The 26,919-nt window shown below is 59.4% G+C and carries 28 protein-coding genes, 1 pseudogene and 1 other annotated feature; of the genes and pseudogenes, 6 read left to right on the forward strand and 23 right to left on the reverse strand.

The window, feature by feature from the left end; all coding sequences use genetic code 11:
• Nucleotides 1-19: 19 nt before the first annotated feature.
• Genes DLM86_RS13855 through pyrR form a run of 3 tightly spaced genes read right to left on the reverse strand, consistent with a single transcriptional unit; the run spans nucleotide 20 to nucleotide 2,784 of the window.
• Nucleotides 20-1,312: a dihydroorotase gene (locus DLM86_RS13855; RefSeq protein ID WP_110840599.1), complete on the reverse strand. Its 1,293-nt coding sequence runs from the start codon at nucleotides 1,310-1,312 to the stop codon at nucleotides 20-22.
• A gap of 18 nt (nucleotides 1,313-1,330) precedes the next feature.
• Nucleotides 1,331-2,236 (reverse strand): aspartate carbamoyltransferase catalytic subunit, encoded by a 906-nt coding sequence (locus tag DLM86_RS13860; RefSeq protein ID WP_110840600.1) that lies wholly within the window; start codon nucleotides 2,234-2,236, stop codon nucleotides 1,331-1,333.
• Nucleotides 2,237-2,241: 5 nt separating this feature from the next.
• Nucleotides 2,242-2,784: a bifunctional pyr operon transcriptional regulator/uracil phosphoribosyltransferase PyrR gene (gene pyrR / locus DLM86_RS13865; RefSeq protein WP_110840601.1), complete on the reverse strand. Its 543-nt coding sequence runs from the start codon at nucleotides 2,782-2,784 to the stop codon at nucleotides 2,242-2,244.
• A gap of 417 nt (nucleotides 2,785-3,201) precedes the next feature.
• Here pyrR and dapD point away from each other — a divergent pair, with 417 nt between their 5' ends.
• The 3 genes from dapD (at nucleotide 3,202) to DLM86_RS13880 (ending at nucleotide 5,928) form a co-directional block, all read left to right on the forward strand.
• A complete protein-coding gene (gene dapD / locus DLM86_RS13870; protein ID WP_110840602.1) occupies nucleotides 3,202-3,912 on the forward strand; it encodes a 2,3,4,5-tetrahydropyridine-2,6-dicarboxylate N-acetyltransferase in 711 nt (236 codons plus the stop codon).
• 70 nt (nucleotides 3,913-3,982) lie between these two features.
• A complete protein-coding gene (locus DLM86_RS13875) occupies nucleotides 3,983-5,167 on the forward strand; it encodes an N-acetyldiaminopimelate deacetylase (RefSeq protein WP_110840603.1) in 1,185 nt (394 codons plus the stop codon).
• Complete coding sequence (locus tag DLM86_RS13880; RefSeq protein ID WP_110840604.1) at nucleotides 5,164-5,928, forward strand: WecB/TagA/CpsF family glycosyltransferase; 765 nt, start codon at nucleotides 5,164-5,166, stop codon at nucleotides 5,926-5,928. Before DLM86_RS13875 ends, DLM86_RS13880 begins: the two co-directional genes overlap by 4 nt.
• Before the next feature lie 96 nt (nucleotides 5,929-6,024).
• Here DLM86_RS13880 and DLM86_RS13885 read toward each other — a convergent pair whose 3' ends face one another.
• From DLM86_RS13885 to DLM86_RS13900, 4 genes are all read right to left on the reverse strand, one after another.
• Nucleotides 6,025-6,753 carry a DUF4386 domain-containing protein gene (locus tag DLM86_RS13885; RefSeq protein WP_110840605.1) on the reverse strand — a complete coding sequence of 243 codons (729 nt, stop codon included), beginning with the start codon at nucleotides 6,751-6,753 and terminating at the stop codon, nucleotides 6,025-6,027.
• Between the two features lie 25 nt (nucleotides 6,754-6,778).
• On the reverse strand, nucleotides 6,779-7,000 hold the full coding sequence (locus DLM86_RS13890; RefSeq protein ID WP_110840606.1) for a helix-turn-helix transcriptional regulator: 222 nt from the start codon (nucleotides 6,998-7,000) through the stop codon (nucleotides 6,779-6,781).
• Nucleotide 7,001: 1 nt separating this feature from the next.
• Entirely contained in the window at nucleotides 7,002-7,448 is a 447-nt protein-coding gene (locus DLM86_RS13895; protein ID WP_110840607.1) for a hypothetical protein, read from the reverse strand.
• A 205-nt stretch (nucleotides 7,449-7,653) separates the two neighbouring features.
• Nucleotides 7,654-9,693 carry a hypothetical protein gene (locus DLM86_RS13900; RefSeq protein WP_110840608.1) on the reverse strand — a complete coding sequence of 680 codons (2,040 nt, stop codon included), beginning with the start codon at nucleotides 9,691-9,693 and terminating at the stop codon, nucleotides 7,654-7,656.
• Nucleotides 9,694-10,000: 307 nt separating this feature from the next.
• Between DLM86_RS13900 and DLM86_RS13905 the strand changes: the two genes are divergently transcribed.
• Both DLM86_RS13905 and DLM86_RS13910 read left to right on the forward strand, forming a co-directional pair.
• Nucleotides 10,001-10,921, forward strand: coding sequence for a phosphotransferase (locus DLM86_RS13905; RefSeq protein ID WP_110840609.1), 921 nt, complete (start codon nucleotides 10,001-10,003; stop codon nucleotides 10,919-10,921).
• 48 nt (nucleotides 10,922-10,969) lie between these two features.
• Nucleotides 10,970-11,149: pseudogene (locus tag DLM86_RS13910) on the forward strand (winged helix-turn-helix transcriptional regulator); the annotation flags it as partial.
• 114 nt (nucleotides 11,150-11,263) lie between these two features.
• Here DLM86_RS13910 and DLM86_RS13915 read toward each other — a convergent pair.
• The 4 genes from DLM86_RS13915 to lspA form a co-directional block, all read right to left on the reverse strand.
• Entirely contained in the window at nucleotides 11,264-12,028 is a 765-nt protein-coding gene (locus tag DLM86_RS13915) for an SIMPL domain-containing protein (RefSeq protein WP_110840611.1), read from the reverse strand.
• Nucleotides 12,029-12,130: 102 nt separating this feature from the next.
• Nucleotides 12,131-13,288 (reverse strand): aminotransferase A, encoded by a 1,158-nt coding sequence (locus tag DLM86_RS13920; protein ID WP_110840612.1) that lies wholly within the window; start codon nucleotides 13,286-13,288, stop codon nucleotides 12,131-12,133.
• A gap of 26 nt (nucleotides 13,289-13,314) precedes the next feature.
• The gene (locus DLM86_RS13925) at nucleotides 13,315-14,277 is read right to left on the reverse strand and encodes an RluA family pseudouridine synthase (protein ID WP_110840613.1); all 963 of its coding nucleotides are present in this window, start codon (nucleotides 14,275-14,277) and stop codon (nucleotides 13,315-13,317) included.
• Nucleotides 14,255-14,776, reverse strand: a complete 522-nt coding sequence (gene lspA, locus DLM86_RS13930) for a signal peptidase II (protein WP_110840614.1) — start codon at nucleotides 14,774-14,776, stop codon at nucleotides 14,255-14,257. Before lspA ends, DLM86_RS13925 begins: the two co-directional genes overlap by 23 nt.
• 194 nt (nucleotides 14,777-14,970) lie before the next feature.
• Here lspA and DLM86_RS13935 point away from each other — a divergent pair, with 194 nt between their 5' ends.
• The gene (locus tag DLM86_RS13935; protein WP_110840615.1) at nucleotides 14,971-15,717 is read left to right on the forward strand and encodes a TraR/DksA C4-type zinc finger protein; all 747 of its coding nucleotides are present in this window, start codon (nucleotides 14,971-14,973) and stop codon (nucleotides 15,715-15,717) included.
• 29 nt (nucleotides 15,718-15,746) lie between these two features.
• On the opposite strand, the gene DLM86_RS13940 is transcribed toward DLM86_RS13935, so the two are convergent.
• From DLM86_RS13940 to spoIIGA, 12 genes are all read right to left on the reverse strand, one after another.
• Complete coding sequence (locus DLM86_RS13940) at nucleotides 15,747-16,031, reverse strand: DUF5665 domain-containing protein (protein WP_425453967.1); 285 nt, start codon at nucleotides 16,029-16,031, stop codon at nucleotides 15,747-15,749.
• Nucleotides 16,032-16,179: 148 nt separating this feature from the next.
• Complete coding sequence (gene ileS / locus DLM86_RS13945) at nucleotides 16,180-18,939, reverse strand: isoleucine--tRNA ligase (RefSeq protein WP_110840617.1); 2,760 nt, start codon at nucleotides 18,937-18,939, stop codon at nucleotides 16,180-16,182.
• 55 nt (nucleotides 18,940-18,994) lie between these two features.
• Nucleotides 18,995-19,258 (reverse strand) — a binding site (T-box leader).
• Between the two features lie 140 nt (nucleotides 19,259-19,398).
• Nucleotides 19,399-19,878 carry a DivIVA domain-containing protein gene (locus DLM86_RS13950; protein WP_110840618.1) on the reverse strand — a complete coding sequence of 160 codons (480 nt, stop codon included), beginning with the start codon at nucleotides 19,876-19,878 and terminating at the stop codon, nucleotides 19,399-19,401.
• Nucleotides 19,879-19,970: 92 nt separating this feature from the next.
• Nucleotides 19,971-20,753, reverse strand: a complete 783-nt coding sequence (locus tag DLM86_RS13955; RefSeq protein WP_110840619.1) for a YlmH family RNA-binding protein — start codon at nucleotides 20,751-20,753, stop codon at nucleotides 19,971-19,973.
• Between the two features lie 6 nt (nucleotides 20,754-20,759).
• On the reverse strand, nucleotides 20,760-21,053 hold the full coding sequence (locus tag DLM86_RS13960; protein WP_245954580.1) for a YggT family protein: 294 nt from the start codon (nucleotides 21,051-21,053) through the stop codon (nucleotides 20,760-20,762).
• A gap of 5 nt (nucleotides 21,054-21,058) precedes the next feature.
• Entirely contained in the window at nucleotides 21,059-21,508 is a 450-nt protein-coding gene (locus DLM86_RS13965; RefSeq protein WP_110840620.1) for a cell division protein SepF, read from the reverse strand.
• Between the two features lie 80 nt (nucleotides 21,509-21,588).
• The gene (locus DLM86_RS13970; protein WP_110840621.1) at nucleotides 21,589-22,275 is read right to left on the reverse strand and encodes a YggS family pyridoxal phosphate-dependent enzyme; all 687 of its coding nucleotides are present in this window, start codon (nucleotides 22,273-22,275) and stop codon (nucleotides 21,589-21,591) included.
• A gap of 87 nt (nucleotides 22,276-22,362) precedes the next feature.
• A complete protein-coding gene (pgeF, locus tag DLM86_RS13975; protein WP_110840622.1) occupies nucleotides 22,363-23,235 on the reverse strand; it encodes a peptidoglycan editing factor PgeF in 873 nt (290 codons plus the stop codon).
• 109 nt (nucleotides 23,236-23,344) lie between these two features.
• Complete coding sequence (locus DLM86_RS13980) at nucleotides 23,345-23,644, reverse strand: YlmC/YmxH family sporulation protein (protein WP_110840623.1); 300 nt, start codon at nucleotides 23,642-23,644, stop codon at nucleotides 23,345-23,347.
• Nucleotides 23,645-23,874: 230 nt separating this feature from the next.
• Entirely contained in the window at nucleotides 23,875-24,657 is a 783-nt protein-coding gene (gene sigG, locus DLM86_RS13985; protein WP_110840624.1) for an RNA polymerase sporulation sigma factor SigG, read from the reverse strand.
• Between the two features lie 182 nt (nucleotides 24,658-24,839).
• Entirely contained in the window at nucleotides 24,840-25,562 is a 723-nt protein-coding gene (gene sigE / locus DLM86_RS13990; protein WP_110840625.1) for an RNA polymerase sporulation sigma factor SigE, read from the reverse strand.
• A 144-nt stretch (nucleotides 25,563-25,706) separates the two neighbouring features.
• The gene (gene spoIIGA, locus DLM86_RS13995; protein WP_110840626.1) at nucleotides 25,707-26,633 is read right to left on the reverse strand and encodes a sigma-E processing peptidase SpoIIGA; all 927 of its coding nucleotides are present in this window, start codon (nucleotides 26,631-26,633) and stop codon (nucleotides 25,707-25,709) included.
• Nucleotides 26,634-26,919: the final 286 nt, after the last annotated feature.

A 26,919-nucleotide genomic window follows, 5' to 3' on the forward strand; every position in this document is an offset into this window, starting at 1 on the left:
TCGATTCCGCGGGTAATCGTCATTCGCTCCAAACCGTCTTGCCCGCCACCATCGTCAGCGTCGGCCAGCCGTACAGCTTCCAGCCGCCGAACGGCGTATTGCGGCCTTTGCTTGCAAATTGCTCCGGATCGACCGCCTTCTCCGTCTCCAGATCGACGATCGTCAAGTCCGCGTCGCGGCCGACTTCGAGCGTGCCCCACGGCAGTCCGAACAGCTCGGCGGGCTTGGACGTCATCCGGTCGAGCAGAAACTCGAGCGTCCACCGTCCGGTCCGGACGAACTTCGTATACAGAAGCGGGAACGCGGTCTCGAAGCCGACGATGCCGAACGGCGCCATTTGCAGGCCGCGCGCCTTCTCCTCCGCGCTGTGCGGCGCATGGTCGGTGACGATAATGTCGATCGTGCCGTCCTCGAGGCCGGCGATGCACGCCTCGACGTCTTTCGGCGACCGGAGCGGCGGGTTCATTTTCCAGTTCGCGTCGTCGGTGCCCGGGATGTCCTCGTCGGACAGCAGCAGATGGTGCGGGCATACTTCCGCCGTCACCTTGACGCCGTGCTGCTTGCCGTGGCGGATGAGCCGCACCGACTGCTCCGCGCTGACGTGGCACACGTGGTAGTGGACGCCCGTCGCCTCCGCGAGCAAAATGTCGCGCCCGACGTGGATCGATTCCGACTCGTTCGGGATCCCCTTCAAGCCGTGCTTGCGGGAAAACGCTCCCTCCGTCACCGCCGCCCCTTCCACGAGCGTATTGTCCTCGCAGTGGGCGATGACCGGCATGCCGAGCGAGGCGGCGAGCGCCATCGCATCCTTCATCATCTGCGCGCTCTGCACGCCGACGCCGTCGTCCGTGTAGCCGACGACGCCCGCGTCCTTCAGGGCGGCGAAGTCGGTCAGCTCGCGTCCGAGCTCGTTTTTCGTAATGCAGCCGTACGGCAGCACGCGGACGATCCCTTCGCTCTCCGCCTTGCCGAGCACGTACTTGACCGTCTCGACGGTGTCGATGACCGGACGCGTATTCGGCATGCAGGCGATCGTCGTATAGCCGCCGCGCGCGGCCGAGCGGGTGCCCGTCGCAATCGTCTCCTTATATTCGAAGCCCGGCTCGCGCAGATGCACGTGCATGTCGATGAAGCCGGCGGAGAGAAGCTTGCCTCCCGCGTCGATCGTCTCGTGACCGGTCGTGTCCGGAACGCCTTCCGTCGCATGGTCGCGAATGGCGGCGATTTTGCCGTTTTCGATATATACATGTTTCGGCGCCAACCGGTTTTGCCCGCGTTCCGGCACGCCGCCGTTCAATATCCAAGTTCCCATCGTTCGCCTCCTGATCGGTTATGCGAGCGCCCGTTCGATGACCGCCATGCGGATCGGGACCCCGTTGCTCATTTGCGTAAAAATTTTCGACCTCTCGCACTCGACCAGCTCGTCGTCGATTTCGACGCCGCGGTTGACCGGCGCCGGATGCATGATGATCGCGTGCGGCTTCATCATCCCCGCCCGCTCGACCGTCAAGCCGTAATGCTCGCGGTATTCTTCGGCCGATCGGATGAAGCCTTTGTCGTGACGCTCGAGCTGCACCCGCAGCATCATGACGACGTCCGCCTGCAGCGCCTCGTCCATGCTCACGTAGTTCGCGTATTCGGCCAGCTCCGGCGCCTGCATGTTGTCAGGCGCGCAAAACTGCACCTTCGCGCCCAGCTTCTGCAGTCCCCACAAGTTCGACCGCGCGACGCGGCTGTGCAGGATGTCGCCGACGATCGAAACCGTCAGCCCCTTGATCTCGCCGAACGTCTTGCGCATCGTATACAGATCGAGCAGCGCCTGCGTCGGATGCTCGTTGTTGCCGTCGCCCGCGTTGATGAGCGGCACTTTGATTTTGTCCGCCAGCTCGGCCAGCAGGCCGATCGGCTTCATCCGGATGACGCCGGCGTCGATACCCATCGATTCGAGCGTCCGTACCGTGTCGTAGATCGATTCGCCCTTCTCGACGCTCGAAGCCGCGGCCGCGAAGTTGAGCACCTGCGCGCCGAGCCGCTTCTCCGCCACTTCGAACGAGAAGCGCGTCCGCGTGCTGTTCTCGAAAAACATGTTCGCCACGAACTTGCCTTCGAGCAGCGGCGTCACTTTGCCCGCTTGCTCCCAATGGGCGGCGCGGTTCAGAATGCCGACGATTTCCTCTTGGCCGAGGTGCTTCAGTCCGAGCAGGTGGCGGTCCGTTTTCACGTTCGTTTGCGACATTCCCGTTATCCCCTTTGCTGAATGATGACGACCTCGTCGTTCCGGTCCACTTCGTTCATTCTCACTTCGATTTGCTCCAGCTTGGAGGTCGGGACGTTTTTACCCACGTAATCCGGCCGGATCGGCAGCTCCCGGTGTCCCCGGTCGACCAGCACCGCCAGCTGGATCATTTTCGGCCGCCCGAGATCGATCAGCGCGTCCATCGCCGCCCTGACCGTCCGCCCGGTGTACAGCACGTCGTCGCACAAAATAACCCGCTTGTCCTGGATGTCCGGCGCCCGGAGCGCGGACGCGCTGCCGGCCGACTGGATGCGCACCCGGTCGTCGCGGTACGAGGTGATGTCCAGCTCCCCGACCGGCATCGGCACTCCTTCGATATCGCGGATGCGCTCCGCGATCCGGTTCGCCAAGTAAATGCCGCGGGTGCGGATCCCGATCATGATGGTGTCGTCCACCCCTTTATTTTTTTCCAGTATTTCGTGCGCGATGCGCGTCAACGCCCGGCGTATCGCCGTTTCGTCCATGATGACGTGCTTTTCCGGATTCATGGTTCGCACTTCCCCGCCTCCATCGATGCTTCCAGTGGCCGCAAAAAAACTCCTTGCCCATATGGCAAGGAGTTCGGATCGTCCGCTTCAGGCCGCGCGAAACCTCACCCGCGTGCAAGCGCCGCAGCGCCTTACTCGCGTATGGATCGGGTTCGCAACCGGCATGTCCGTTACGATTTCGCGACTTTCTCGTCGACCACCTTGCCAGCCTCACGGGACCGGCTTAAAGGCACTATTTTGTTCCAAACGATTATCTCACGTTCGACAAATGATGTCAATCGTCAATTCCGCCGGACGAATCCGTTCCGGTCGACGGCCCCTCGATCGCCGCGCGGCGCGGACATTGCTTGCCCTTTCCATTTGTGCTATAAAGGGGTTATAGTTTTATTCCCATGTCGAAAAGGAGAATGCTGTCCCATGTCCGAAATGAACACGATGGAAATTATTAACTTCATTAAAAACAGCACGAAAAAAACGCCGGTGAAAGTATACGTGAAAGGCAAGCTTGACCAAGCCGACTTCGGCGCCGACATCCGCGCCTTCGTCTCCGGCGCGAGCGGCGTCCTTTTCGGCGAATGGCCCGCCGTTCAACAAGCGCTCGAAGCCAACAAAGCGCTGATCGAAGATTTCGAGATCGAAAACGACCGCCGCAACTCGGCGATTCCGCTGCTCGACCTGAAGCCGATCAACGCGCGCATCGAGCCGGGCGCCATTATCCGCGACAAAGTGACGATCGGCGACAACGCCGTCATCATGATGAACTCGACGATCAACATCGGCGCCTCGATCGGCGACGGCACGATGATCGACATGAACGTCGTCGTCGGCGGCCGCGCGCAAATCGGCAAAATGTGCCACATCGGCGCGGGCTCCGTCGTTGCCGGCGTCATCGAGCCGCCTTCGGCGCAGCCGGTCGTCATCGAGGATGACGTCCTCGTCGGCGCGAACGCGGTCATCCTCGAAGGTGTGCGCATCGGACAAGGCTCCGTCGTCGCCGCGGGCGCGGTCGTGACGCAGGACGTCGAGCCGTACACCGTCGTCGCCGGCACGCCGGCGCGCGTCATCAAGAAAGTCGACGACAAGACGAAGTCGAAGACGGAAATTATGCAGGAGCTGCGCCAGCTGTAAGCCGCGCGTTTCGAGTTCGAGTCAACGAGCCAGGGGCCTGCCCCTGGCTTCCTTTGCGAAGGAGGACTACATGAATACGGCGTTCCAAACGTTTGTCGATATCCGGCGCCAGCTTCACCGCATCCCCGAGCCCGGCTTCCAGGAATTCAAGACGCAGCGGCTGCTGCTCGACCGGATCGCCGAGCTGCCGCAGCACCGGATCGAAGTGCGCACGTGGCGGACGGGCATTCTCGTCAAGGTGAAAGGGACCGATCCGCGCCGTACGTTCGGCTACCGCGCCGACATGGACGGACTGCCGATCGAGGAGGAGACGTCCCCCGCATCCGGCGATTTTCGCTCGACCCATCCCGGCTTCATGCACGCTTGCGGCCACGACCTGCACATGGCGATCGGGCTCGGCGTGCTGACCCGTTTCGTCGAGCTGCCGATGGCGGACGATCTCGTCGTCTTGTTCCAGCCGGCCGAGGAAGGCCCGGGCGGCGCCAAGCCGATGCTGGAAAGCGACGAGCTGCGCGACTGGCTGCCCGATCAAATCGTGGCGCTCCATATCGCGCCGGAGTACGAGGTCGGCACGATCGCGACGCGCCCCGGCATTCTGTTCGCGAACACGTCGGAGCTGTTCGTCGACTTGACCGGCAAAGGCGGTCACGCCGCCTATCCGCACCGCGCGAACGACATGGTCGTCGCCGCGGCGCATGTGCTCGTGCAGCTGCAATCGATCGTGGCGCGCAACGTCAATCCGCTCGATGCGGCCGTCGTCACCGTCGGCAAAATCGAGGGAGGCACGAAGCAGAACATCATCGCCGAGAAAGCCCGGCTCGAGGGCACGATCCGCACCTTGTCCGCCGACACGATGAAGCTTGTCAAGAAGCGCATCGAGGCGATCGTCGCGGGGACGGAGGCGGCGTTCGAATGCAAGGCGGACATCGACTACGGCTCCAACTATTTGCAGGTATACAACGACGAGGCGATCACCCGCGAATTCATGGATTGGCTCGACGGCGAAGGCGGTTCGGGGGAAGCCGGTCCGGTCCGGCTGATCGAATGCTCGGAGGCGATGACCGGCGAAGACTTCGGCTACTTGCTCGAGCGCATCCCCGGCTTCATGTTCTGGCTCGGCGTCGATACGCCGTACGGCCTCCATCACGCGAAGCTGGAGCCGGACGAGCGGGCGATCCCCGTCGCCATCGATACGGTAACGCGGTACTTCCGTTGGAAGTCCGAACGTCTGCGTACCGGAGGGGATTCGGCATGAGCGAATCGGCGCAACCGAAGCCGGCAATCGACAAAGTGACGATTATGGGCGTCCCGTTCTCGAAAATGAACATGGACGAGACGATCCGCCACTTCACCGACATCGCGAACGCCCCCGAGCGCCGCGTGTACCATGTCGTGACCGCCAACCCGGAAATCGTCATGTCCGCCTCGAAGGACGCGCAGCTGATGCGGATTTTGCACGAAGCGGGACTCATTACGGCGGACGGTATCGGCATCGTCCTCGCGGCGAAATGGCGCGGCAACCCGGTCCCCGGACGCGTGACCGGCTACGACATGCTGCTTCGCCTGCTCGAGCTGGGGGACCGGAACAAGTGGTCGTTCTACTTCCTCGGCACCGATGAAGAGACGAGCCGCAAAGCGGTTCAGACGATTCAATCGCGGTATCCGAACGTGCGGGTCGCAGGACGGCGAAACGGATTTTTCGACGCGAGCGAAGAACCCGCCATCGTGGAGGAAATCGCCGCAGCCGCACCCGACTTCCTCATCGTGGCGATGGGCGCTCCCCAAGCGGAGCGATGGATTTACCGCAACAAGCCGAAGCTGAACGCGAAGCTCGTCATGGGCGTCGGCGGCAGCCTCGACATTCTCGGCGGCAAGGCGAAGCGCGCCCCGGACATCTGGATCAAGCTCAATATCGAATGGCTGCACCGGCTGCTGTCCAACCCGTCGCGCTGGCGCCGCCAGCTCGTCCTCCCGGTGTTCGCCTTCAAGGCGTTCCTGACACGGAAGGAGCGTTGATCGGAAGCGGCTTCCGCCCAAACGCCAAAAGATCGTCGATATCCCGGCCAAGAAGGCGGGTATCGGCGATCTTTTTTATATAGCTGTACTGTTTTTTTATACGGAAGCGCCGGACTCCCTCGCCTTCTTCCGGGCGATTAAGGAAGCGAGGGCGGATTCGTTGAATCCTTTCGCGAGGAGCCATACCGCAAGCGTCATTTCATTCGCCGCTACCGGCAGCGACATCAGCGCGCCCCACACCGAAAGCTGAGGAAAAACGCCGAACATTTCCAGCAAGGACGCCGCAAACACAAGGATGGAGCCTGTGATGCCCAATACGGGAATAAACCTCGGGACGAGCCCGGATTTATAAAAAATATAGCTGTACATGATCGTATTGACCCCGAGCAGGAAGTTCGGACCGATCATAAAGGTCCAGTCGTGGATCGCTTTCAATACCGTGCCCGAAGGCTGAAACGATGCGATATCCGGGGCTCCAGCCGCTACATATTCCCGGCTCAAGGTTAGCAGCGACAGGACGCTGATGATGCCGATCGTAATGACGACCGCTTCGAGAAACCGGAAGCAAACGTGCCAAAGCGCGATCGTTTCATTATATGTTCTTAAAAGGGGGAACATCGTCGTCGCGGTTCCGATCGCCGATACGACCAGCACCAGCTCCATGATCGCGCCCAGAATGATCCGGTTCGCATGTTCGGCGCCGCGCGTCATATAATCCGGACCGTTCAAAATCGGATCGTATAGTACGAGACCGATGACCGCCGTAACCGCGGCAAGGAGAAACAGCACTCCCACAATGATCGAGCTCTTTCGGATGGAATTCATTTTGTCGTCCCCTTTTATTGTGGTGTCAATCCCGTACTTCCTCGTAAGTGAACACGTCCTCGACCTGCCGGTCGAACACCCGCGCAATGCGAAAAGCGAGCTCCAACGACGGCGAATATTTGCCTTTCTCGATCGCAACGATCGTTTGTCTCGTCACACCTACCAGATCGGCGAGCTGCTGCTGGGTCATCTCGTTCTTGTTGAACCGCAGAGTGCGAATGTTGTTGCTGATGTGACACTTGACCATGTCATACTCCTTTCCGGTAAAGATGGAGCCGCCAGAGGATGCCGGCTACGTCGGCCGTGAATCCGGCCAGAAACAGGATGACGAACATGGAGGTAAGCGACGTTTGAACGACCAGGGAGCCCATCGCCATAAAAAAACCGAGAATGAATACGAAGTAGGAAATGCGAATGGCCTTCAAATCGATGATCTTGTCGAGCTCGTCGGTGAAGGAAGGCGCCGCTTCTTTCGTCGAGAGCCAGTTGATGACGATGAACAAAATTTCGATGATCAACCTCGCCACCATCGTGACCGGGACGAGAATCAACATGGCGGCGCCCCAAAACCGGATCAGCTCCGTCCCTTCCGGAAGCATATCGTTGTACCGGATGTACACGATCCAACAATAAGCTCCGAATACCAAAAACGCGCTGAACAGCGATACGATTTGTTTCTTCTCTTGATAGGACACCGAACATCTCCTCCATGTACGAAATCGAATTTAATATGTAAATTTTTCTATACACAATATATCATTTACATTACATTATGTCAAAAATTTTTTACATGAATTTCATCAACAAAAAAGCCCCGAATGCAATCGGGGCTTTGCCGGCATGTCGACGACGGAAAACGGGCTTCCGCTTTGCCGCACCTGCTCGAAACGGCCTGTGCGGTCACCATGCGTCCGTCGATACGCGCAGCTTGATGTTGTCGATGTGGGCTTTGCCGTTCGTTACCGTCGCATTGTCGTTCGTCACGTACGTGCGGACGACGTCGGTCGGGCTGGCCGGGGACGTGAACGTAACCGTCTTGGCCGTCCAGGCCGTATCGTGGAACGACAGGCTGGCGATGATCGCGCCGGTCGTCTCGTTTTTGACGTACACTTTGCCGCCCGCTCCCGTTCCGTCCGTTTTCCCCATAAACGTCATCGTGTATGAGGTCGACGGCAGCCAATGCGTCCACGTCTGATTTACCTGCTGAGCCGTAGAACCGTTCGCCTTGATCGTCAGCCCGTACTTGCCTTCGTACGCGTTGGCGGCGTCCAAGTAGGCGGTCGACGCCGTCGAGCCGATCCGGTTCCATTGGGCGGGCTGCGTCGTGTCGGTCGAGGTCGTCAGCTCGAACCCTTGGTTGACGATTTTCGACCGGTCCCATTTCATGATTCGCGCGAGCGTCAGCAAGTAGGCCGTATTCGTCGGCGTGAAGCCGTTATACTGCCCCGCCGCGATCGGGAATACGCCCATGGCGAACTGGCCGAGCTCCGTCCAGTTGGACATATATTTGCTGAAATCGGTCGCCCCGGTGCCGTTCACGTAATGGGTCAGCGTCGGAGCCGTCGTCGAGCCGTTCCACATGACGTCGGTCAACGTGTTCGTGAATTTGTCCATATCCGCTCCGGTGAAAATTTGGCCGTTCCGGTACATGTCCAGCACGAACCCGAGATCGACGTTGGCGTGAGACGTATCCTCCACCGTCGCGGCGTAGTAGGCGTAGTTCCAATTGTACGCCGTTCCGTTCGCGGTCAGCGCGTTTTTGAAATATTGCCCGACGCGCTTCGCCCTATCCAAATACGTCGCGTTGCCGTTCACCTCGTACAGGACGATCAGCAAATTCGCGTACGCCAGCGCCTGATTGTACGGCAAATACGTCCACGTCGCCGTATGCGAGAACGCGTCGAAGTTGGCCGACTGCTTGTACATCCCCGTCGTCGAGGAGAGCGGCGCCCACGTGTTGCCGATGTAGCTGCTGTTTTCCCAGCGCGGTACGATATGGCTTTCGAGAAACGTCCGGTAGCCGTTCGCTTTGGCCGAATACGCGGGCTGCAGAGAGGCGTTCTGATGGATGAGCCGCACGAACTTGGCGATCGACGTGCCGATGACGCCGTCGTGCACCATGAACGGCAGCTTCGCGCTCACCTTGACGTTGTCGAAAAACGCTTTTCCGTTGGGCACCGTATACGTCTGATGGCCAAGCCACACTTCGAGCACGTGTCCGGTCGCCGCGGGGGTCCGGCATTCCGTCGTCTTGTACTCCCACGCCGTATTCTCGAACGGAACGGTGCACAAAATCGTATTGGTCGTTTTATCCCGCAAGTATGCCCGTCCCTTGGCCGCCGATCCGTTCGTCTTGCCGTAAAATTGCAGGACGTACAGCGTATCCGGTTCGTACGTATTCAGCTGCTGGTACAAGCTTTGCCATTTCGTCCCGGTCGATTCCGTCCGAATTTCGACCGCATAGCTCCCCGCCGTCTGGGGCGGATGGTCCGTCGTTCGCAGCGCCGTGGAGGATGTGGATTGAAAGCGGGTCCAGTGCGCGGGAAGCGTGCTGTCCGTGCTCGAAGCGTCCTCGAAATCCCAGTTGTCGTCTTCGACGGGCGTATATCGGGGGCTGCTCCAGCCCAAATAGCCGTCGTTGTCGATATCGTCCGCCGTCGCGACGACCGTATCGGCATGCGTCACGAATTTGTCGAGCCAGGACGCGTCCTTCGTCAATCCGTACAGATCGAGGTAGCTGTCCAGTATATAGCTTTCGCCCCAAGCCAGTAACCCGCTGTCATCGCTTGCATAGTAATCGTCCCCCAGATTGCTTTCCGCCGTCAAATACGTGTCGTACCAGGCGTTCGACGAGGCGGATGCGCTCCATGCGGGGCCGAGCGCCAGACAGACGGCTAGCGCCGCCGCCACCCATTTTGTCGCTTTTCGATTCCGGTTCACGATTCATTCCTCCTTCGATTGAACGTTCGTATGCGTCTCGACGATGGAGCATCTGGGCTGCATCTGCGAAGCATACCCGGTTGTAACGGGCGACGGGATCGCCTCCTTCGGAATGGACGGCGGCACGCTTTCTTGTAACCGCTCTCATTTCAAATTGTAGCATAACGATGAAAGAAAGAGAACCTATATCATACCTGTATTTTAAAATCGATCTGTCTTCCTTTCAGAGGTTGCGCCATATCCCGTACGAGCCGATTCTGATATAGTGGTATCGAGAACGCCATCATAACATTCGGGAGGTCCTTGCATGACTCGACCGTGGTCGGCCGAACGAATCGTCACGGAGACCGAAGCCGCCGCCTTGATCGAAGCCCAGTTCCCCGAGCTTGCGCCCGTCTCCGTTCATCTTCTGGGCGAAGGCTTCGACAATATGGTGTACCGGGTCAACGACCGGTACGTTTTCCGTTTCCCCCGACGGACCGTCGCCGTCTCGCTGCTTGAACGGGAATGCGCGCTTCTTCCGGAAATCGTCGGGGACGGGCTGCCGCTGGCCGTGCCGGTCCCGCTCTTCATCGGGAGGCCGACGGACGACTACGCTTGGCCGTTCGCCGGATACCCGTTCCTGGACGGCTTCGCGGCGCTCGGGATTACGCGCGAGCAGCGCGTTCGCTCGGCAGAGCCTCTAGCCGAATTTATGGCGAAGCTGCACCGGTTCCCGGTCGAACGAGCGTTCCGGCTCGGGGCGCCGGGCGACTTGATCGGACGGCTCGAGCCCGACGGACGGCTCGCCCAGCTGACCGTCAATCGCGATAAGGCGATCGCGCTCGGACTGTGGTCCGACCCGCACCCGATCGATGCGATCGTGGAGCGGATGCGCCGATACGAAAAGCCGGCGCATCCGCCGGCGCTCGTCCACGGCGATTTCCATTTCCGCAACGTGCTCGTCGACGAAGAAGGCGTTCTGTCGGCCGTCATCGACTGGGGCGATCTTCATGTCGGCCACGCGGCCGCCGACCTCGCCTTCGTTTACAGCTTCCTGCCTCCGGAAGGACGAAGCCGTTTTTTTGCGGTATACGGGGAAACGGACGAAGCGACGCTCGCCTACGCCCGCGTGCGGGCAGCCCATACGACGATGTTTCTGCTGCTGTACGGGCACGATCTGGGCGACGAACGGCTCGTCGGTGCCGCTCAAGCGACGCTGCGGCTCGTTCTCGAGGACGACGGGTAGCGGCCGGAGCTCGTTCGCTTGTTTCGAACGTTATCTCGATACCGATTCCGGCTCATTCCCAACGTCAAGCAGGGAACGCTTTCGAGTCAGCTGCGGGAGCTGGAGCGGGACGGCCTGTTGACGCGCCTCGTCTATCCGGAAGTTCCGCCGCGGGTCGAATATTCGCTGTCCGAGCACGGGCGCACGCTCGCACCCGTGCTGACGCACATGTGCGAATGGGGATTCTAGCATGGCGAAACACAAAGCGAGGAAAGCGGCGTTCCTCTTGCCTCGGAATAGCGTTGCGTCAAACGCGCAAAACCCCGATCCGTCGCCGGATCGGGGTTTTCAACATGCTGCCGATTAAAATTCGTACTGCACCGTCACGTTCGTCGTCACCTTCAGCTCGCCCGTCGAAATGCTCGTCGGGGCACCCGCCGCGTCCATCGCGGCCGATTTCGCTTCAAAGGCGATGTTGCTGTATTGGGACGGGATCGCCACGCCTCCGCCTTGGTTGACGGCTACGATGCCCTTCAGCTCTTTGCCGGCGTACTTGGCGATCGCTTCGGCTTTCGCCTTCGCGTTGTCCATCGCCTTCTGGATCACCTGCAGCTCGTATTCCTGCCCCTTCTCGGTGCTGAAGCGGACGCCTTCGATCTGGTTCGCGCCGGCGGCCGAAGCGGCGTCGAGGAACGTGCCGAGCTTGTCGAGATCGCGGTACGTCACCTGCAGCATTTGCGTCGCGCTATAGCCTTTGATTTTCGGATCGCGGTCCGTATACGTATATTCCGGCTGGACGCGGAAGCCCGACGTCTGGACGTCCTTCTCCGCCAGCTTGTACGTGTCGAACAGCACCGCGCGCAGCTTCGTGTACGCCTCGGCGTTGGCCGCCTGCGCGTCCTTGGCCGTTTCGGCTTCCGTGCGAATGCCGAGACTGATGTAGGCGACGTCCGGCGAGATCGTCATTTCGCCGGTTCCGTTGACGGTAATGACCTTCGCCGCAGCCGTCTGCTCCGCGGCGTATACCGATGTCGGCCCCAAGCTCGGCATGCTGCGGGCGTACAGCGCCGTCGTCAGCGCAAGAGCGGCTACCCCTGCGACCAGCCATTTTTTCTTCGCGTTTACCATCGTCACATTTCCCCTTCGATTCCGATTTTTGGCTTTCCGCCCCTACTAACGGACGATCCGGATAAAAGGTTGCAGAGAAAACGACGGCACCCGGAAATTTTTTTAGCCGAGCCTCGAAACGAACGTTTCCAGCTTATCCAGCGCCCGCTCCAGCACGTCCATCGAATACGCGTACGAGATGCGGACGTAGCCTTCCCCGTATTCGCCGAAGGCGTCGCCGGGCACGACGGCGACCCGCTCCTCCTCGAGCAGCCGCATCGTGAAGTCCATGGAGGTCAGTCCGAATCGGCCGATCGACGGGAACAAGTAAAACGCCCCTTCCGGCTTGTCCGCTTCCAGCCCGATCCGTTGAAGCCTGGCGTGAACGAAGTCTCTTCTCGCCTCGTATTCCCGCTTCATCGGCAGCGCGTCGTCGAAGCCGGCCGTGAGCGCTTCGAGAGCGGCATATTGGCTGATCGAGCTGGCGCACGTGACGTTGTATTGATGCACCTTCAGCATATGCTTCGATATGGCCGCGTCCGCAAACGTAAAGCCGATCCGCCAGCCGGTCATCGAGTGCGACTTCGACAGCCCGTTGATGACGATCGTCCGCTCCTTCATGCCCGGCAAAGCCGCGATCGATCGGTGCGGGACGCCGTACGTCAGCTCGCTGTAAATTTCGTCGGAGATGACGAAGATCGGCCGCCCGCGCAGAAGGTCCGCCACTGCCGCCAGCTCCGCTTCGTCCATGACGCGCCCTGTCGGGTTGGACGGGTAGCAAAGCACGATCGCGCGCGTCCGCTCCGTCAGCGCGGGCTTCAGCAGCTCCGCCGTCAGCTTGAATCCCTTGCTCCGCGTATCGACGTACACCGGCGTTCCGCCGCACAGTCGCACGATTGGCTCGTACCCCGGGTAAATCGGCCCCGGCAAAACGACTTCGCTGCCCGGACCGATTATCGTCCGCAGCGTAATGTCGAGCGCTTGGCTCGCCCCGGCCGTTACGATCACTTCCTGCTCGGGGTCGTAGACGAGACCGTACTTGCGCTCGACAAAAGCGGAAGCCGCCCGTCTCAGCTCGGGCAGCCCCGCATTCGGCGTATAGACCGTCTTGTTCCGATCGAGCGCCTGTTTCCCCGCTTCGACGATGTGTCCCGGCGTCGGAAAGTCCGGCTGGCCGATCGTCAGCGTAATGGCATCCTTGTACGTCGCGACCAAATTCGAAATTTTGCGGATGCCCGATATTTGAATGTTTTGCACCGCGGCGTTGACCAAATGCTCCACCGATGCACCCTCCCCGTATGTAAGCGTCACAACGTTTTCAACACTTCGAGCAAATGCTTCATGTCGTCCGGAAGCTCCGCTTCGAACTCCATGTAGTCGCCTTTCGTCGGATGGACGAAGCCGAGCACGCCGGCGTGAAGCGCCTGTCCGTCGATCGGATTTCCCTTGCTGCGTCCGTACATCGGGTCGCCGACGAGCGGGTGGCCGATATATTTCATATGAACGCGGATTTGGTGCGTCCGGCCCGTCTCCAGCTTCAGCTGAAGGACGGTATAGTCCTTGATCCGGTCGACCACGATAAAATGCGTCACCGCATGCTTGCTGTTCTTGTCCGTCACCGTATACATCTTCCGGTCGCTCGGATCGCGGCCGATCGGCGCGTCGACCGTCCCCTGGTTGTGCGCGACGATGCCGTGGACGACGGCCGTATATTTGCGCGTTACGGTGTGGGCTTTGAGCTGCTCGGCGAGCGACTTGTGCGCGCTGTCGTTTTTGGCCGCCATGATCAGTCCCGACGTATCTTTATCGATCCGGTGGACGATGCCCGGCCGCAAAACCCCGTTAATGCCGGACAAGTCGCGGCAATGATGGAGCAGCGCATTGACGAGCGTGCCGGTATAATGGCCGGGAGCCGGATGGACGACCATGCCGCGCGGCTTGTTGACGACGATGACGTCGCCGTCCTCGTAGACGACGTCGAGCGGAATCGGCTCGGGGCCGATATGCACTTCCACGGGATCGGGTACGGCCAGAACGACCCGGTCGCCGGCGGACAGCTTGAAGTTCGGCTTCACTGCGACGCCGTTGACCGTCACGTCGCCATTGCGGACCCATTGCTGGATTTGCGAGCGGGAGACGTCGTCCTCGAACGACTCGGTCACGTATTTGTCCACCCGCTCTCCGGCTTCGCCGGCGCCGACCGTCCATTCGTGAACGGCGTCGTTGTCTTCGTACTCCGCGGATTCGTTAAGCTTGATCTTGGTGCTCATGAGCCAGCCCTCTTCTTTCTTTGCGCCAGACGAGCAGCGAGTCGAGGAAAATGAGCGCTACCCCGATGACGATCGCCGAATCGGCCAAATTGAATATCGCGAAATCGTAGTCGACGTCCGCGCCGAGCAACGAAAACTCGAAATGGAAATGCATGAAGTCGACGACTTCCCCGAACAGAGCCCGATCGAGAAAATTGCCGATCGCGCCGCCGAGCAGCAGGCCGAGCGCCGTTTTCAACAGTTTTTTCGGTTCGCCGCTTTTGCGAAGCTTTTGCAAATACCAGACGATGCCGATGACGACGATCGTCGTGGCGATAATGAAAAACCACCGCTGGTTTTGCAAAATGCCGAAGGCCGCCCCCCTGTTGCGATGGGACGTCAGCATGAAAAAGTCCCCGATCACCGATCGGGATTCGTATTCCTCCATATAAACGACGACGAGCCGCTTCGTGATTTGATCGAGGATGAATACGATAAGCGCGTATACGTAATAGATCAACTGCAGTCCTCCCTGGCCACTTTTAGGTCCGATACCTCGCATTGTAGCACAGCGTTCGCCCGCCCGTCCAATAACGAAACGGCTCCCCCGATGCGGCTAATAAATGTTGGATTTCATATTTCGGCGCCGATGGCAAACGATATACGTATCGGCTGTTACCGACAATCGTTGCAGGAAAGGGGAACGATCGACCCGTGAGCCCACTAAGCAACCGACAACTCTCCGAGCTGCGCGAAACGCTTCTTCAGGAGAGACAATCGCTCGAGCGCCGGCTCGACCAAAACGACCATTTCGGCGCCGCCGATCCGCTGAGCGCGACGACCGGCGAGCTGTCCAGCTATGACAACCATCCGGCGGATATCGGCTCGGAGACGTTCGAGCGCGGCAAAGATATCGCGTTGAACGAGCACGAGGAGCATCATTTGTCGGACGTGAAGGACGCGCTGGAACGAATGGATGAAGGAACGTACGGCGTATGCGCGATATGCGGACGCGACATCCCGTTCGAGCGTCTGCAGGCGATGCCCTCGACGGAATATTGCATCGATCACGTGCCCGACCGCGACATTTCGCAGCGCCGCCCGGTCGAGGAGCGCCTGCTCGAGCCTCCGTTCGGACGGACGAGCTTGGACGAGCTGCCCGAGCAAAACCAGTTCGACGGCGAGGACGCTTGGCAAATCGTCGAGAGCTGGGGCAACTCCAGCAGTCCGGCGATGGCCGAGGATCCCGAGGTGCACGATTACAACAACCTGTATATCGAGGCCGACGAGAACGAAGGCTTCGTCGAATCGTACGAAAGCTTCGTCGCCACCGATCTGTACGGCCAGCACGTCACCGTCGTCCGAAATCGTCAATATCGGGAATATATGAACAAGAACGAAGGCGACCCGCTGCTCGAGCCGGATCCATACCGCGACTTCGATGACGATGACGGGCGTTAATTTAGGCGGCAGTCGGATCGGTCGGGCCGTTAATACGCCCGGCCGTCCAGCTGTACCTGCACGATTTTGACGATATCGGCGATAAAGTCGCCGATAATCGGCAAGTTAAGCGCCCCGAGCATGCGCAAAAAATAGACGATCAATGCCGCGAACACGGTAAACCCGATGGCGATCCCGACCCCCCGGGCGATTCCCGAGTACAGGTTGATGAAGATGAGCCGTCTCGGACGGTTCAGCAGCATGACGTAGTCGGCGATTTGCGTTTTCTCCATCTGATCGGCTATTTTTTTCAGCCGTTCGTTCAATTCCTCCATCGCCTTCGATTCCGTCTTGGCATCTTCCATCGTCATACGAATCCCTCCTTTTATTCAGGCTACAGGCCGCGAATAGCATTCATGGAGAACCGGCGTACCGGCTCTCCATGAATGAACGTTCGCATCGTCGCGTCCCGTCGGACGTCGTTTACATCGATTTGACGATCGGCGCGCACCGGCCGCACAGCGTCGGATGCTCCTCGTCGCGGCCGACGTCGGGGGTGACGACCCAGCACCGTTCGCACTTTTCCCCTTGCGCCACTTCCACGAGTACGGATAGCCCCTTCAGCTTCATCGCCGATTCCGGTACGGCTGCGCCAGGCTCCTTCACGTTCACCGCCGAGACGATGAACAGCTGGTCCAAGTCCGCGAATCGGGCAAGCAAATGGGCCGTTTCCGCGTCGGGGTACAACTGTACGCTGGCGCCGAGCGAGTTGCCGATCATTTTGTCTTTGCGCGCCGCCTCGAGCGCCTTCAGCACTTCGTCGCGCACTTCCGTCAGCTTCTCCCATTTTTGCTCCAACGCCGGATCGTAGACGGATACGTCCGCCGTCGGCATGTCGGTCAGCTGGACGCTGAGCGCGCCCGCCGCCGGCGTATGCTTCCACACCTCGTCCGCCGTATGGGGCAAAATCGGAGCGATCAACTTAGTTATTACCGTTAACGCCTCGTATAATACGGTTTGGCACGCCTTGCGGGCCGGATCGTTCGGCGCGCTCACGTACAGACGGTCCTTGACGATATCGAGGTAGAAGGCGCTCATCTCGACCGCGCAGAAATGGTGCACCGCCTGATAGACGAGATGGAATTCGTAGTTTTCGTACGCCTTGATTACTTTTTCCGTCATCCGGTTGAGCCGGATCACCGCGAACCGGTCGAGCTCATTCAGCTTGTCGAACGGCACCCGGTCGGCCGCCGGATCGAACCCGCTCAAATTGCCGAGCAAAAACCGCAGCGTATTGCGGATTTTCCGGTATACCTCGGTAATTTGCGTCAATATGTTGTCGGAAATCCGATGATCCGCCTGGTAGTCGACCGACGATACCCACAGCCGCAAAATGTCGGCGCCGAGCTTGCCGCACACTTGGTTCGGATCGACTGTATTGCCGATCGACTTGGACATTTTCCGTCCTTCGCCGTCCAGCGTGAAGCCGTGGCTCAAAATGCCTTCGTACGGCGCTTGGCCGCGCACCGCGACGCCCGTGATGAGCGAGGAGTTGAACCAGCCGCGGTATTGGTCGGAGCCCTCCAAGTACAGATCGGCCGGCCATTGCAGCTCCGGACGCGTCTCCAGCACGGCGGCATGGCTCGAGCCGGAATCGAACCAGACGTCCATGATGTCCGTTTCCTTGCGGAATTCGCCGTGTCCGCATTCCGGGCAGACGGTGCCTTCCGGAAGCAGCTCGCTCGCGTCCTTCGCGAACCAGACGTTCGAGCCTTCCCGTTCGAACATGCCGGCGATCTTGTCGATCGTCGCATCGTTGACGAGCGGATGGTTGCAGCTGCGGCAGTAGACGATCGGAATCGGCACGCCCCAGACGCGCTGGCGGGAGATGCACCAGTCGCCGCGTTCGGCGATCATGTTGTGCAGCCGCACTTCGCCCCATTCCGGCGTCCAGTCGATCCGCTTGATTTCGTCCAGCATGTCTTGACGGAACTTGTCGACGGAAGCGAACCATTGCTCGGTCGCGCGGTAGATGACCGGCTTTTTCGTCCGCCAGTCGTGCGCATATTGGTGCTGGATAAAGCCCATTTTGAGCAGATGCCCCGATTGCTCCAGCTTCTCCGTAATGAGCTTGTTCGCCTTGTCGTAGAAAACGCCCTCGAAGCCGGGCGCTTCGCTCGTCAAATGACCTTGATCGTCGACCGGGCACAGGACGCCCAGATTGTAGCGCTGCCCGACGATGAAGTCGTCCTCGCCGTGTCCGGGCGCCGTATGGACGCACCCCGTACCGGCGTCCAGCGTCACGTGCTCGCCGAGAATGACGAGCGACTCGCGGTCGTAGAACGGATGGCGGCACGTGACGAGCTCGAGCTCGGCCCCTTTGAACGTCGCCTTCTTCGTGACGTCGCTCCAGCCGATTTCTTTCGCAACCGCATCCAGCAGCCCTTCGGCGATCACATATGGCTTGCCGCCCGTCTCCACAAGCACGTAATCGAACTCCGGATGAAGGCTGATGCCCAAGTTGGCCGGCAGCGTCCACGGCGTCGTCGTCCAGATGACGATGGCGGAGCCTTCCGGCAGCTTGCCCTTGCCGTCCTTCACGTCGAAGGCGACGTAAATCGAAGGCGACGTCTTCTCGCGGTATTCGATTTCCGCCTCGGCCAGTGCGCTTTCCGACGAAGGCGACCAATAGACCGGCTTCAGCCCTTTGTAAATGTACCCCTTCTTCACCATTTCGCCGAATACGCGAATTTGCCGGGCTTCATATTCCGGATTCAGCGTGATGTATGGATTTTTCCAATCCCCTCGAATGCCGAGCCGTTGGAACTGGGCCTTCTGCTTTTCCACCCACTGGAGCGCATATTGCTTGCAGTAGTCGCGGAATTCGAGCACGCTCATCTGTTTCCGGTCGACCTTCCCGCTGTTGGTGATCGCCTGCTCGATCGGCAGCCCGTGCGTATCCCAGCCGGGAACGTACGGAGCGTCGTAGCCGCGCATCGACTTGTAGCGGACGATAAAGTCTTTCAGCACTTTGTTGAGCGCGTGGCCGATATGAATGTCGCCGTTCGCATACGGAGGCCCGTCGTGCAGCACGAAAGTCGGGCTGCCCTTGCGATGCTCCCTCACTCTCTCGTAAATGTCGATGTCGTCCCACCATTGCTGCATCGCCGGTTCGGCCTGCGGTAAGCTGCCGCGCATCGGAAAATCGGTTTGCAGCAAATTTAACGTTTTGCCGTAATCCATCGTCACCCGCTCCTTCACGATAGTTGAAAAAGGAAAACAAAAAAGCCTCCGTCCACTAAGGGACGAGAGGCTGCTCTCGCGGTACCACCCTCATAAATGCGCATACGTTCGCCTTCCGGTCGGCCGGACGGTGACGCCGCATTCACTCGCACGATCTGTAACGGGATCTCCCGTTCCCTTTACTGGCAAGCTTGGCAAGCTTGCGTTCGAGAGACGCTCCCGGGTGATGTTCGATCCGGCTCGGATGTCGGGCTTGCACCGTCTCCCGACTCGCTGGTTCCGCCACTCCGGATGTACTCGTCCCGGTCATCGCATGGTTAACGATTTCGACTTGTCGTGATCGCCCTGGAAGAAAAACAACCGCTGGTCGGCGGTCTGTTGTTCATCAGTATAACCGAACGCCGCCGTTCTAGTCAACGGCCGGAACGGGATTTCCGCCGGAGGCGGAAGGAAGCGCGCTTATTCCCGTTCCGCCTCTCTCGTTTCGAGCGAATCCCACTGATCGCCGCTCAGCAGCTCGAGCTGCGCTTCGACGAGCGTCCGGAACCGGGTCCGGTAAATCGACGCTTGTTTTTTGAGCTCCTCGATTTCGAGCGCGATTTTGCGCGACTTGGACAGCGACTCGTTGATAATCCGGTCGGCGTTTTTCTCCGCTTCCTTGATGATCAGCTGCGCTTCCTTCTTCGAATTGTTGCGAAGCTCGTCCGCCGCTTCCTGGGCGACGATGATCGTCTTGCTGAGCGTCTCCTCGATGTTGGCGAAGTGGTCGAGCCTCTCTTGGAGCGCCGCGACCTGATTTTGAAGCTCTTTATTTTCTCTTATATACATTTCGAAATCTTTAATGATCTGATCGAGAAATTCGTTCACCTCGTCTTCGTCGTAGCCGCGAAGACGTTTGCCGAACTCCTTGTTATGTATGTCCAATGGCGTCAAAGGCATTGGCGCACCTCCTGGTTGTGATGACCGATGCATCCGGCCCGTAATCCCGATATACACCTTTCGACGGGAACGCCGAAAATCCTGCAACGATATTACACGAATTTGCCAATTTTCAGCCGAATTCTGCCTTTTTTCGTTTCGCCTTCGACCTCGAGCAGCCGGAACCGTCCGAATCCTTGGAACGAGACGACATCGCCTTCCTTGAGCGGCTTCGACGGATCCTCCTCTGGCTTCCAGTTGATTTTGCACCGGCCGGATTTGATCGGCTGCAGCACTTTGGCCCGGCTCAGCCGGTATACGTCGCTGACGATGCCGTCGAGACGAAGCGAAGCCACGGTCAAATTCATTTCCTCGAGCGCGGGCACGATCGGCCGCAGCCGGTCGAGCGGAAGCGTTTCCGTATACACGTGCACCCGGTGCACCTGCTGCAGATTGAGCCGGACGAAATCGATGATCTCGTTCGCGATCAGGCAATGGCAATAGTCCGGCCCCACGTGGATATCGCCGATTTTGTCCCGCTTGATGCCGACTCCGAGCAGCGAGCCGAGGTAATCGCCGTGATCGAGCTGGGACAGTCTGGCGTCGTCCGACGTAACGGCCAAGAGGCCGATGTCGGCATCCTCCGCATCGGCGTCCCGGTAGACGGGCGTCAAAATCGCCCGCTTGCGTTCGGCCTGCGCATACCCGCCGTCGAACCGGAGTCCGACGTCCCCGCTCCGGTTGACGAGCGACTGCACGATGAACGCTTGTCTCGGATCCAAAAAATCGGTCCGCTTGACCGCATGCTGCTCGGCCGCCCGGCGGACCCACTCCTGCGCTTTATCGACGAACCGGTGTTCGTCGGGGTGAAAATGCGAATACAGCTCGTTCGTCATGAGCGCTTACCCGAATAAGTTGAGCAAGTAGGCGACGACCGCCTGCAAGCCGACGATGACGAAGCGAAGCGCGATCAGGGCTACGATCGGAGAAATGTCGATCATCCCGCCGATGGGCGGAATAAACCGGCGAAACGGCGACAAGTAAGGCTCGACGAGCTTGCCCAATATTTCGCCGATGAAGCTGTCGCGGGCGTTAGGCAGCCAAGAAAGGAGCACGTAAGCGATGATCAAATACGTGTATACCGTTCCGAGTTGGCCGATGTACCCGATAATGGATTCGATCGTTGCCTGACTCAATGCATTCACCTCGATCTGTGGATTTCGTCCTGTTCGTCAAGCATTTCCGAAATGGCGCCTTGAATTTCGACCGAATCGGGCGTGCACAGAAAAATGTTCGGTCCTACCTTGGAGATGCCCCCGTTCAAGGCGTACACCGTTCCGCTCAAAAAGTCGACGATGCGGATCGCCTGATCCGTCCGCACGCGCTGCAAATTAACGACGACCGGGCGCCGCGAGCGGAGATGGTCGGCGATATCTTGCGTTTCCTCGTACGAGCGCGGCTCGGTCAATACGACGCGGACGTTGCGTTGGGAATGGATGCTTACGATATTTCCCTTATTGGATTTACGCGATTCGGCCGGAACGGTTTCATGTTCCTCCGTTTCTTCCGGCATCCGCGTCTCGCGCTGCTCGATCACTTCTTCCTCGTCCTGCAGTCCGACAAAATTCAAGAAACGATTCATAACTCCCATTACGATTGTCCTCCTTCGTGATCGTTTTCATTCGTGCTGCCGTTCAACATCGTCCGTTATCGCCGGGCGGCCAATCGACGCTACCCTTCCTTGCCGACCAAAACGGTACCGAGCCGGATCCATGTGGCTCCTTCCTCGATCGCCACCTCGAAGTCGCCCGACATGCCCATCGACAAATGCTCGACGCCGTATCCGAGCGCGCCCGACGCGTTGAGCCGGTCGCGCAGCTCCCGGAGTCCGCGGAATACGGGTCTCGTCGCTTCGGCCTCCGCTTCGTATGGCGCCATCGTCATCAAGCCGACGACGCGGATGCGCGGATAAGCGGCCAGCTGCTCCGCAAACGGAAGGAGCTGCTCCGGCGCCAAGCCGTGCTTCGATTCCTCGCCGGACACGTTCACCTGCACGAAGCAATCAACCGTAATGCCCTGCTTCTCCGCCTGCCGATCCAATTCCTTGGCGAGCGAAAGCCGGTCTAACGAATGGATGTACGCGAATTTCCCGACGACGTCCTTGACCTTATTCGACTGCAAATGTCCGATAAAATGCCATACGGCATCCGTACCGATCGATTCCCACTTCGCCTGCGCGTCCTGCCAGCGGTTCTCCCCGACATGGCGCAGTCCGGCATCTACGGCGGCGCGCGCCGTCTCCAGCGAGACGTATTTGGTGACCGCGATGACGTTCACCTGCTCGCGGCTGCGGCCGCTTCGCTCGCACGCTTGCGCGATCCGCGACTCGACGAGACGAATTCGTTCCTGCATGCTCAATCTTGTCCAACCCTTTCCGAGACCGCCCCGGCGGGGCGCCTAATCGCCGATGGCCGGCTGTCCGGGCGATCGTGTCCGTCGTCGCGATTACGATCCGGGCGCCGACGACCGCATGTCCAGTCCGATCCACGACGCCATCCGGCCTGTCGATCCTTTCTCCTTCCGATGGGAGAAGAACAAGTCGGTGCGGCAGCCGGTGCACATCCCACATATTTCGATATGCGTCGGCAATATTCCTGCTTTTATCATAATTTGTCTATTCATTTCTTGCAAGTTGAGCATCGATTTGCCCGGCTCTTCGGCGGGACGGTAGACGGTCCGGCGCACCGACTCGTCCGCCCCGAGGCGGTCCAGGCATTCGTCGATCCGGCCGATGACGTGGCCGTCCACCTCGTAGCAGCAGTCGCCGATCGACGGCCCGATCGCCGCCCGTACGTCCGCCGGGCTCGAGCCGAACGTCTTCGTCATCGCCTCCACCGTGCGGGCGGCGATTTCCAGCACCGTGCCTTTCCAGCCGGCGTGGGCCAAGCCCACCGCTCGCCGGACCGGGTCGAACAAGTAAAGCGGTACGCAATCCGCGTAAAACGAAGTCAGCCAGACGCCGGGCCGGTCGGTAATCAAGGCGTCGGTGCCCGGCAGCGCGTCCTCTCTCTCCGCACGCCCTCTGCCGCGCTCGTCCTTCGTCACGACGGTGACGACGTCGCCGTGCACCTGCTCCCCGCACGTCCACGCCTCGAACGGCACGTGCAGCGCCGACGCCAGCCGCTTGCGGTTTTCGACGACGTGTGCGGGGTCGTCCTGTACGTGAAGCGCGCAGTTGAGCGACGCGAGGCTGCCGCCGCTGACGCCCCCTTTCCGCGTCGTAAATCCTGCCGTGACGAACGGGTACTCCCGCTCCCAACGATCTATCGTAAAAAAGGCGGGCTCCCCCGGCCTTTCCGTCAATCGGAACGATGCCATGCTTGTCCTCTCCCTTCGGATACCAGTATACCATATCCGGCTCGAGCCGACCGGAGGACGAGCCGGCACGACGGCCGGCTCCGGTTCCCGCATTCGCTCCCGCCGCGATTCAGCGGTACGCCCTGCCGTAGTCGCCGGACGACGACTCGCCCTCGCCCTCGACCCGGTACGCGCGGGCGTCGTCCAGCTTGACGAGCACGACGTCCATGCCGATCTTCACGATGTTTCGCCACGGAATGACGACGTCCGTCCCGTTCCCGAAAAAACCGAAAAATTTGCTCTGGTTCGGCACGACGATCGACTCGATGCGGCCTTGGCGCAAATCGAGCTCCAGGTCGCTCACTTGCCCGAGCTTTTTGCCGTCGACGATATTGATGACGTCCTTCGATTGAAAATCCGATATTTTCAAAGCGAATCACCACGAATCGCAAAATTGGGAGCTTATCTTATCCGCTCTACTCCCATTATATGTGCCCCCGGGGCAAAATGTCCTGCTCTTTGGGCGTGACAAGCTGTATATTTCCGGGCCCGACGGAAAACCCGCACCCTAGCCCGCCGCATCATTAAAAAAAGCCGTCGATCGACGGCTTGCGGTATGCGCGATCGATGCTCCCGTACGGGACGGCCGTCGCGCCGGCTTCACGTTTTGACGTGCTTTTGCATTTGCGATATCGCCGATTTTTCCAGCCGGGACACTTGCGCTTGCGAAATGCCGATTTCGTCGGCCACTTCCATTTGCGTCTTCCCTTCGAAAAAGCGCATCGATAAGATCATTTTTTCCCGTTCGTTCAGCTTGCGCATCGCTTCCCGGAGCGCGATGCCTTCGATCCATGAAATGTCCTTGTTACGCTCGTCGCTGATTTGATCCATCACGTAGATCGGATCGCCGCCGTCGTGGTAGATCGGCTCGAACAGCGAGACCGGATCCTGGATCGCGTCGAGGGCGAAGACGACGTCCTCCTTCGGCACGTTCAGCGCCTCGGATATTTCGTAGACGGTCGGCTCGCGCGAATTGGAGTTCGTCAGCTGGTCGCGGATCTGCAGCGCCTTGTAGGCGATATCGCGCAAGCTCCGGGATACCCGGATCGGATTGTTGTCGCGCAAGTAGCGCCGGATTTCCCCGATGATCATCGGTACCGCATACGTCGAAAACTTGACGTTTTGGCTCAGATCGAAATTGTCGATCGCCTTCATGAGCCCGATGCACCCGACCTGAAACAAATCGTCGACGAATTCGCCGCGGTTATTGAAACGTTGGATGACGCTTAAGACCAACCGTAAATTGCCGTTTACCAATTTCTCTCTTGCTGCTCGTTCATTCTGCGTCTGAAGCTGCACGAACAATTCCCGCATTTCCGCGTTGGTCAGAACAGGCAGTTTCGAAGTATCAACACCACAGATCTCGACTTTATTTCGGGTCAACGTGAATACCTCCCAAGGAGAAACATTACTGTTAATTATCTCCCTGGAAGTTTTTTTTATGCGCTTGCGGACAGGAACGCACGTTCGGGAAACGTCGCTGAAACCGCTTAACGCCTACTCTCCGTTCGATCTCCTTCCGCCCGATAAACGGCAAAAAAGAGAAGCCGTGGAACGCTTCTCTTCTACACCATTTTATTGAACTCCTTGCGCAGCCGCTTGATGATGCGCTTCTCCAGCCGGGAGATGTACGATTGGGAAATGCCGAGCATGTCGGCGACGTCCTTCTGCGTCTTCTCCTCTCCGTCCTGCAAACCGAAGCGCAGCTCCATGATGATGCGCTCCCGCTCCGTCAGCTTGTCGAGCGCCTTGTGCAGCAGCTTCCGGTCGACCTGCTCCTCGATATTCCGGTAAATCGTATCGTTCTCCGTGCCCAGCACGTCCGACAGCAGAAGCTCGTTGCCGTCCCAATCGATGTTGAGCGGTTCGTCGAACGACACCTCCGTCCGCACCTTGCTGTTCCGCCGCAAATACATGAGGATCTCGTTCTCGATGCAGCGCGACGCATACGTCGCCAGCTTGATCTTCTTCTCCGGATCGAACGTATTGACCGCCTTGATCAGCCCGATCGCTCCGATCGACACCAAATCCTCGATGTTGATGCCCGTATTCTCGAACTTGCGGGCGATGTAGACGACCAGCCTCAAGTTGCGCTCGATCAGCATCGCCCGGATCGCCGAATCGCCCGAAGGCAGCTTCTCCAGCAAATACTCCTCTTCCTCGCGCGTCAGAGGCGGCGGCAACGCTTCGCTTCCGCCGATGTAATAAATTTCGTCGCTCTTCAGACCGAGCAGGAACAGAAGCCGGTAATAGAACAAGTGCATCATCAGTTTCCACTTGAGAAGCATAGGTTACCTCCTGAGGGCTTTGTGGGAGCAAAGCCTGCATCGTAAGCATTCACCGGGCTTTTCGAAGAAAAGCCTGCATCGTAAGCAAAACATGGGCTTACTCGCCCTTTATTCGACGCTGCACGCCTCCGTGCGGGGGACGATTCACGCTTCCATTTGCACCAAATTCGGATGAATGATCGCTTGGTACGATCCGTCGGCGCACAGCTTGCCGCCGTCCAGCCCGACCAATACTTTTACGTTGACGATTTCCGTTTCGTTATGGACGATCACCACCTTGTCGGGTTTCAAGGCGAGCATGAATTGCGTTCCGCGGTTCACCCCCCGGTACGGAATAAGGCGGAGACGGTCTTGCCATACGAACGAGTCGTCGGTACCGATCGCCGCCACGAGCTGATCCACCTCGGACTGCCGGATGCGGCGCATCCACGCTTCGGGCAGCACCTCGCCCCACTGGGTCGCCTCCACGACCATGACCGGCGTCCGCGTCAGCGGATCGTACAGCTGATTGCCCGTATCGATCAGCCCGGTGCACACGGACTCGTGCTCGTCGATCCGGATCCGCACCTCGGCCAAGTAGTGCGTCATGTCCCGCTTCCGCTTCGCGCTAACGAAGACGGTTCGGAACAGCCAGAGCAGCGGCACGAGCGTGAACGCGACGAAAAGCGCACCGATATGAATCCGGTAAGCCAAGCCGCCCGAGCGGGTGACGAGAATGCCGTTCATCACGTCGCCAGGCGATTGCAGCAAATAATGAAGACCGAACATCCCGCCCGCCGCCGCGAAGCTGACGACGTAAAACGTCCCGGCGTTGCGCAAAAACGTTTGCAGGCCGCCGAATCCGAACGCGATCCAAATCATCGCTGCGGAAAATAAGCATTTCGCGACGAGCGTAAACATAAATGATAAGGAAGGCACCAACATCATGACGACGTACGAAGCGCCGAGCATGGCGGAAGCGCCGAGACGCCAAAAACGCGGACGAATATGGCGGATGCGGGCCGTAACGGCCAAGATGGCGCCGTCGATCAACAGGTTGGTCAGGAAGATCAGATCCGGATAAACGATCATGTGCGTCTCCTCCCGCCCCGCGACGAAATCGAGTGCGGCGACCCGAGGCTCCCGGAAGCCTGTACGCTTCGCGGGGTGCGGCCTGCGGAATCGCATGGGCATCTTCGAAATCGTTTTTAGTATATAGTAAGCATATTTCAAAGTCTGTCTAAACTTGTCACTCCGGAGCGTCTTTTTTTAGCGAAATTTTAAGCGAAGACGCCACAACGGATCGGAGCCGCGGCGTGGTGCAAAAGTACGGTGCCGTTGGCGGAAACGGCCAAAGATTCGTGGCCCGATCTGTCGG

The sequence above is a fragment of the Paenibacillus flagellatus genome, from assembly GCF_003217775.1.
Classification (GTDB): Bacteria; Bacillota; Bacilli; order Paenibacillales; family NBRC-103111; genus Paenibacillus_AB; species Paenibacillus_AB flagellatus.

What these genes read in the sequence shown, in the direction of transcription:
- DLM86_RS13855 (WP_110840599.1), bottom strand. Translation starts at nt 1,312, where the DNA reads ATGGGAACTTGGATATTGAACGGCGGCGTGCCGGAACGCGGGCAAAAC.
- DLM86_RS13860 (WP_110840600.1), bottom strand. Translation starts at nt 2,236, where the DNA reads ATGTCGCAAACGAACGTGAAAACGGACCGCCACCTGCTCGGACTGAAG.
- pyrR (WP_110840601.1), bottom strand. Translation starts at nt 2,784, where the DNA reads ATGAATCCGGAAAAGCACGTCATCATGGACGAAACGGCGATACGCCGG.
- dapD (WP_110840602.1), top strand. Translation starts at nt 3,202, where the DNA reads ATGTCCGAAATGAACACGATGGAAATTATTAACTTCATTAAAAACAGC.
- DLM86_RS13875 (WP_110840603.1), top strand. Translation starts at nt 3,983, where the DNA reads ATGAATACGGCGTTCCAAACGTTTGTCGATATCCGGCGCCAGCTTCAC.
- DLM86_RS13880 (WP_110840604.1), top strand. Translation starts at nt 5,164, where the DNA reads ATGAGCGAATCGGCGCAACCGAAGCCGGCAATCGACAAAGTGACGATT.
- DLM86_RS13885 (WP_110840605.1), bottom strand. Translation starts at nt 6,753, where the DNA reads ATGAATTCCATCCGAAAGAGCTCGATCATTGTGGGAGTGCTGTTTCTC.
- DLM86_RS13890 (WP_110840606.1), bottom strand. Translation starts at nt 7,000, where the DNA reads ATGGTCAAGTGTCACATCAGCAACAACATTCGCACTCTGCGGTTCAAC.
- DLM86_RS13905 (WP_110840609.1), top strand. Translation starts at nt 10,001, where the DNA reads ATGACTCGACCGTGGTCGGCCGAACGAATCGTCACGGAGACCGAAGCC.
- DLM86_RS13915 (WP_110840611.1), bottom strand. Translation starts at nt 12,028, where the DNA reads ATGGTAAACGCGAAGAAAAAATGGCTGGTCGCAGGGGTAGCCGCTCTT.
- DLM86_RS13925 (WP_110840613.1), bottom strand. Translation starts at nt 14,277, where the DNA reads ATGAGCACCAAGATCAAGCTTAACGAATCCGCGGAGTACGAAGACAAC.
- DLM86_RS13940 (WP_425453967.1), bottom strand. Translation starts at nt 16,031, where the DNA reads ATGGAGGAATTGAACGAACGGCTGAAAAAAATAGCCGATCAGATGGAG.
- ileS (WP_110840617.1), bottom strand. Translation starts at nt 18,939, where the DNA reads ATGGATTACGGCAAAACGTTAAATTTGCTGCAAACCGATTTTCCGATG.
- DLM86_RS13950 (WP_110840618.1), bottom strand. Translation starts at nt 19,878, where the DNA reads ATGCCTTTGACGCCATTGGACATACATAACAAGGAGTTCGGCAAACGT.
- DLM86_RS13955 (WP_110840619.1), bottom strand. Translation starts at nt 20,753, where the DNA reads ATGACGAACGAGCTGTATTCGCATTTTCACCCCGACGAACACCGGTTC.
- DLM86_RS13965 (WP_110840620.1), bottom strand. Translation starts at nt 21,508, where the DNA reads ATGGGAGTTATGAATCGTTTCTTGAATTTTGTCGGACTGCAGGACGAG.
- pgeF (WP_110840622.1), bottom strand. Translation starts at nt 23,235, where the DNA reads ATGGCATCGTTCCGATTGACGGAAAGGCCGGGGGAGCCCGCCTTTTTT.
- sigE (WP_110840625.1), bottom strand. Translation starts at nt 25,562, where the DNA reads ATGCTTCTCAAGTGGAAACTGATGATGCACTTGTTCTATTACCGGCTT.
- spoIIGA (WP_110840626.1), bottom strand. Translation starts at nt 26,633, where the DNA reads ATGATCGTTTATCCGGATCTGATCTTCCTGACCAACCTGTTGATCGAC.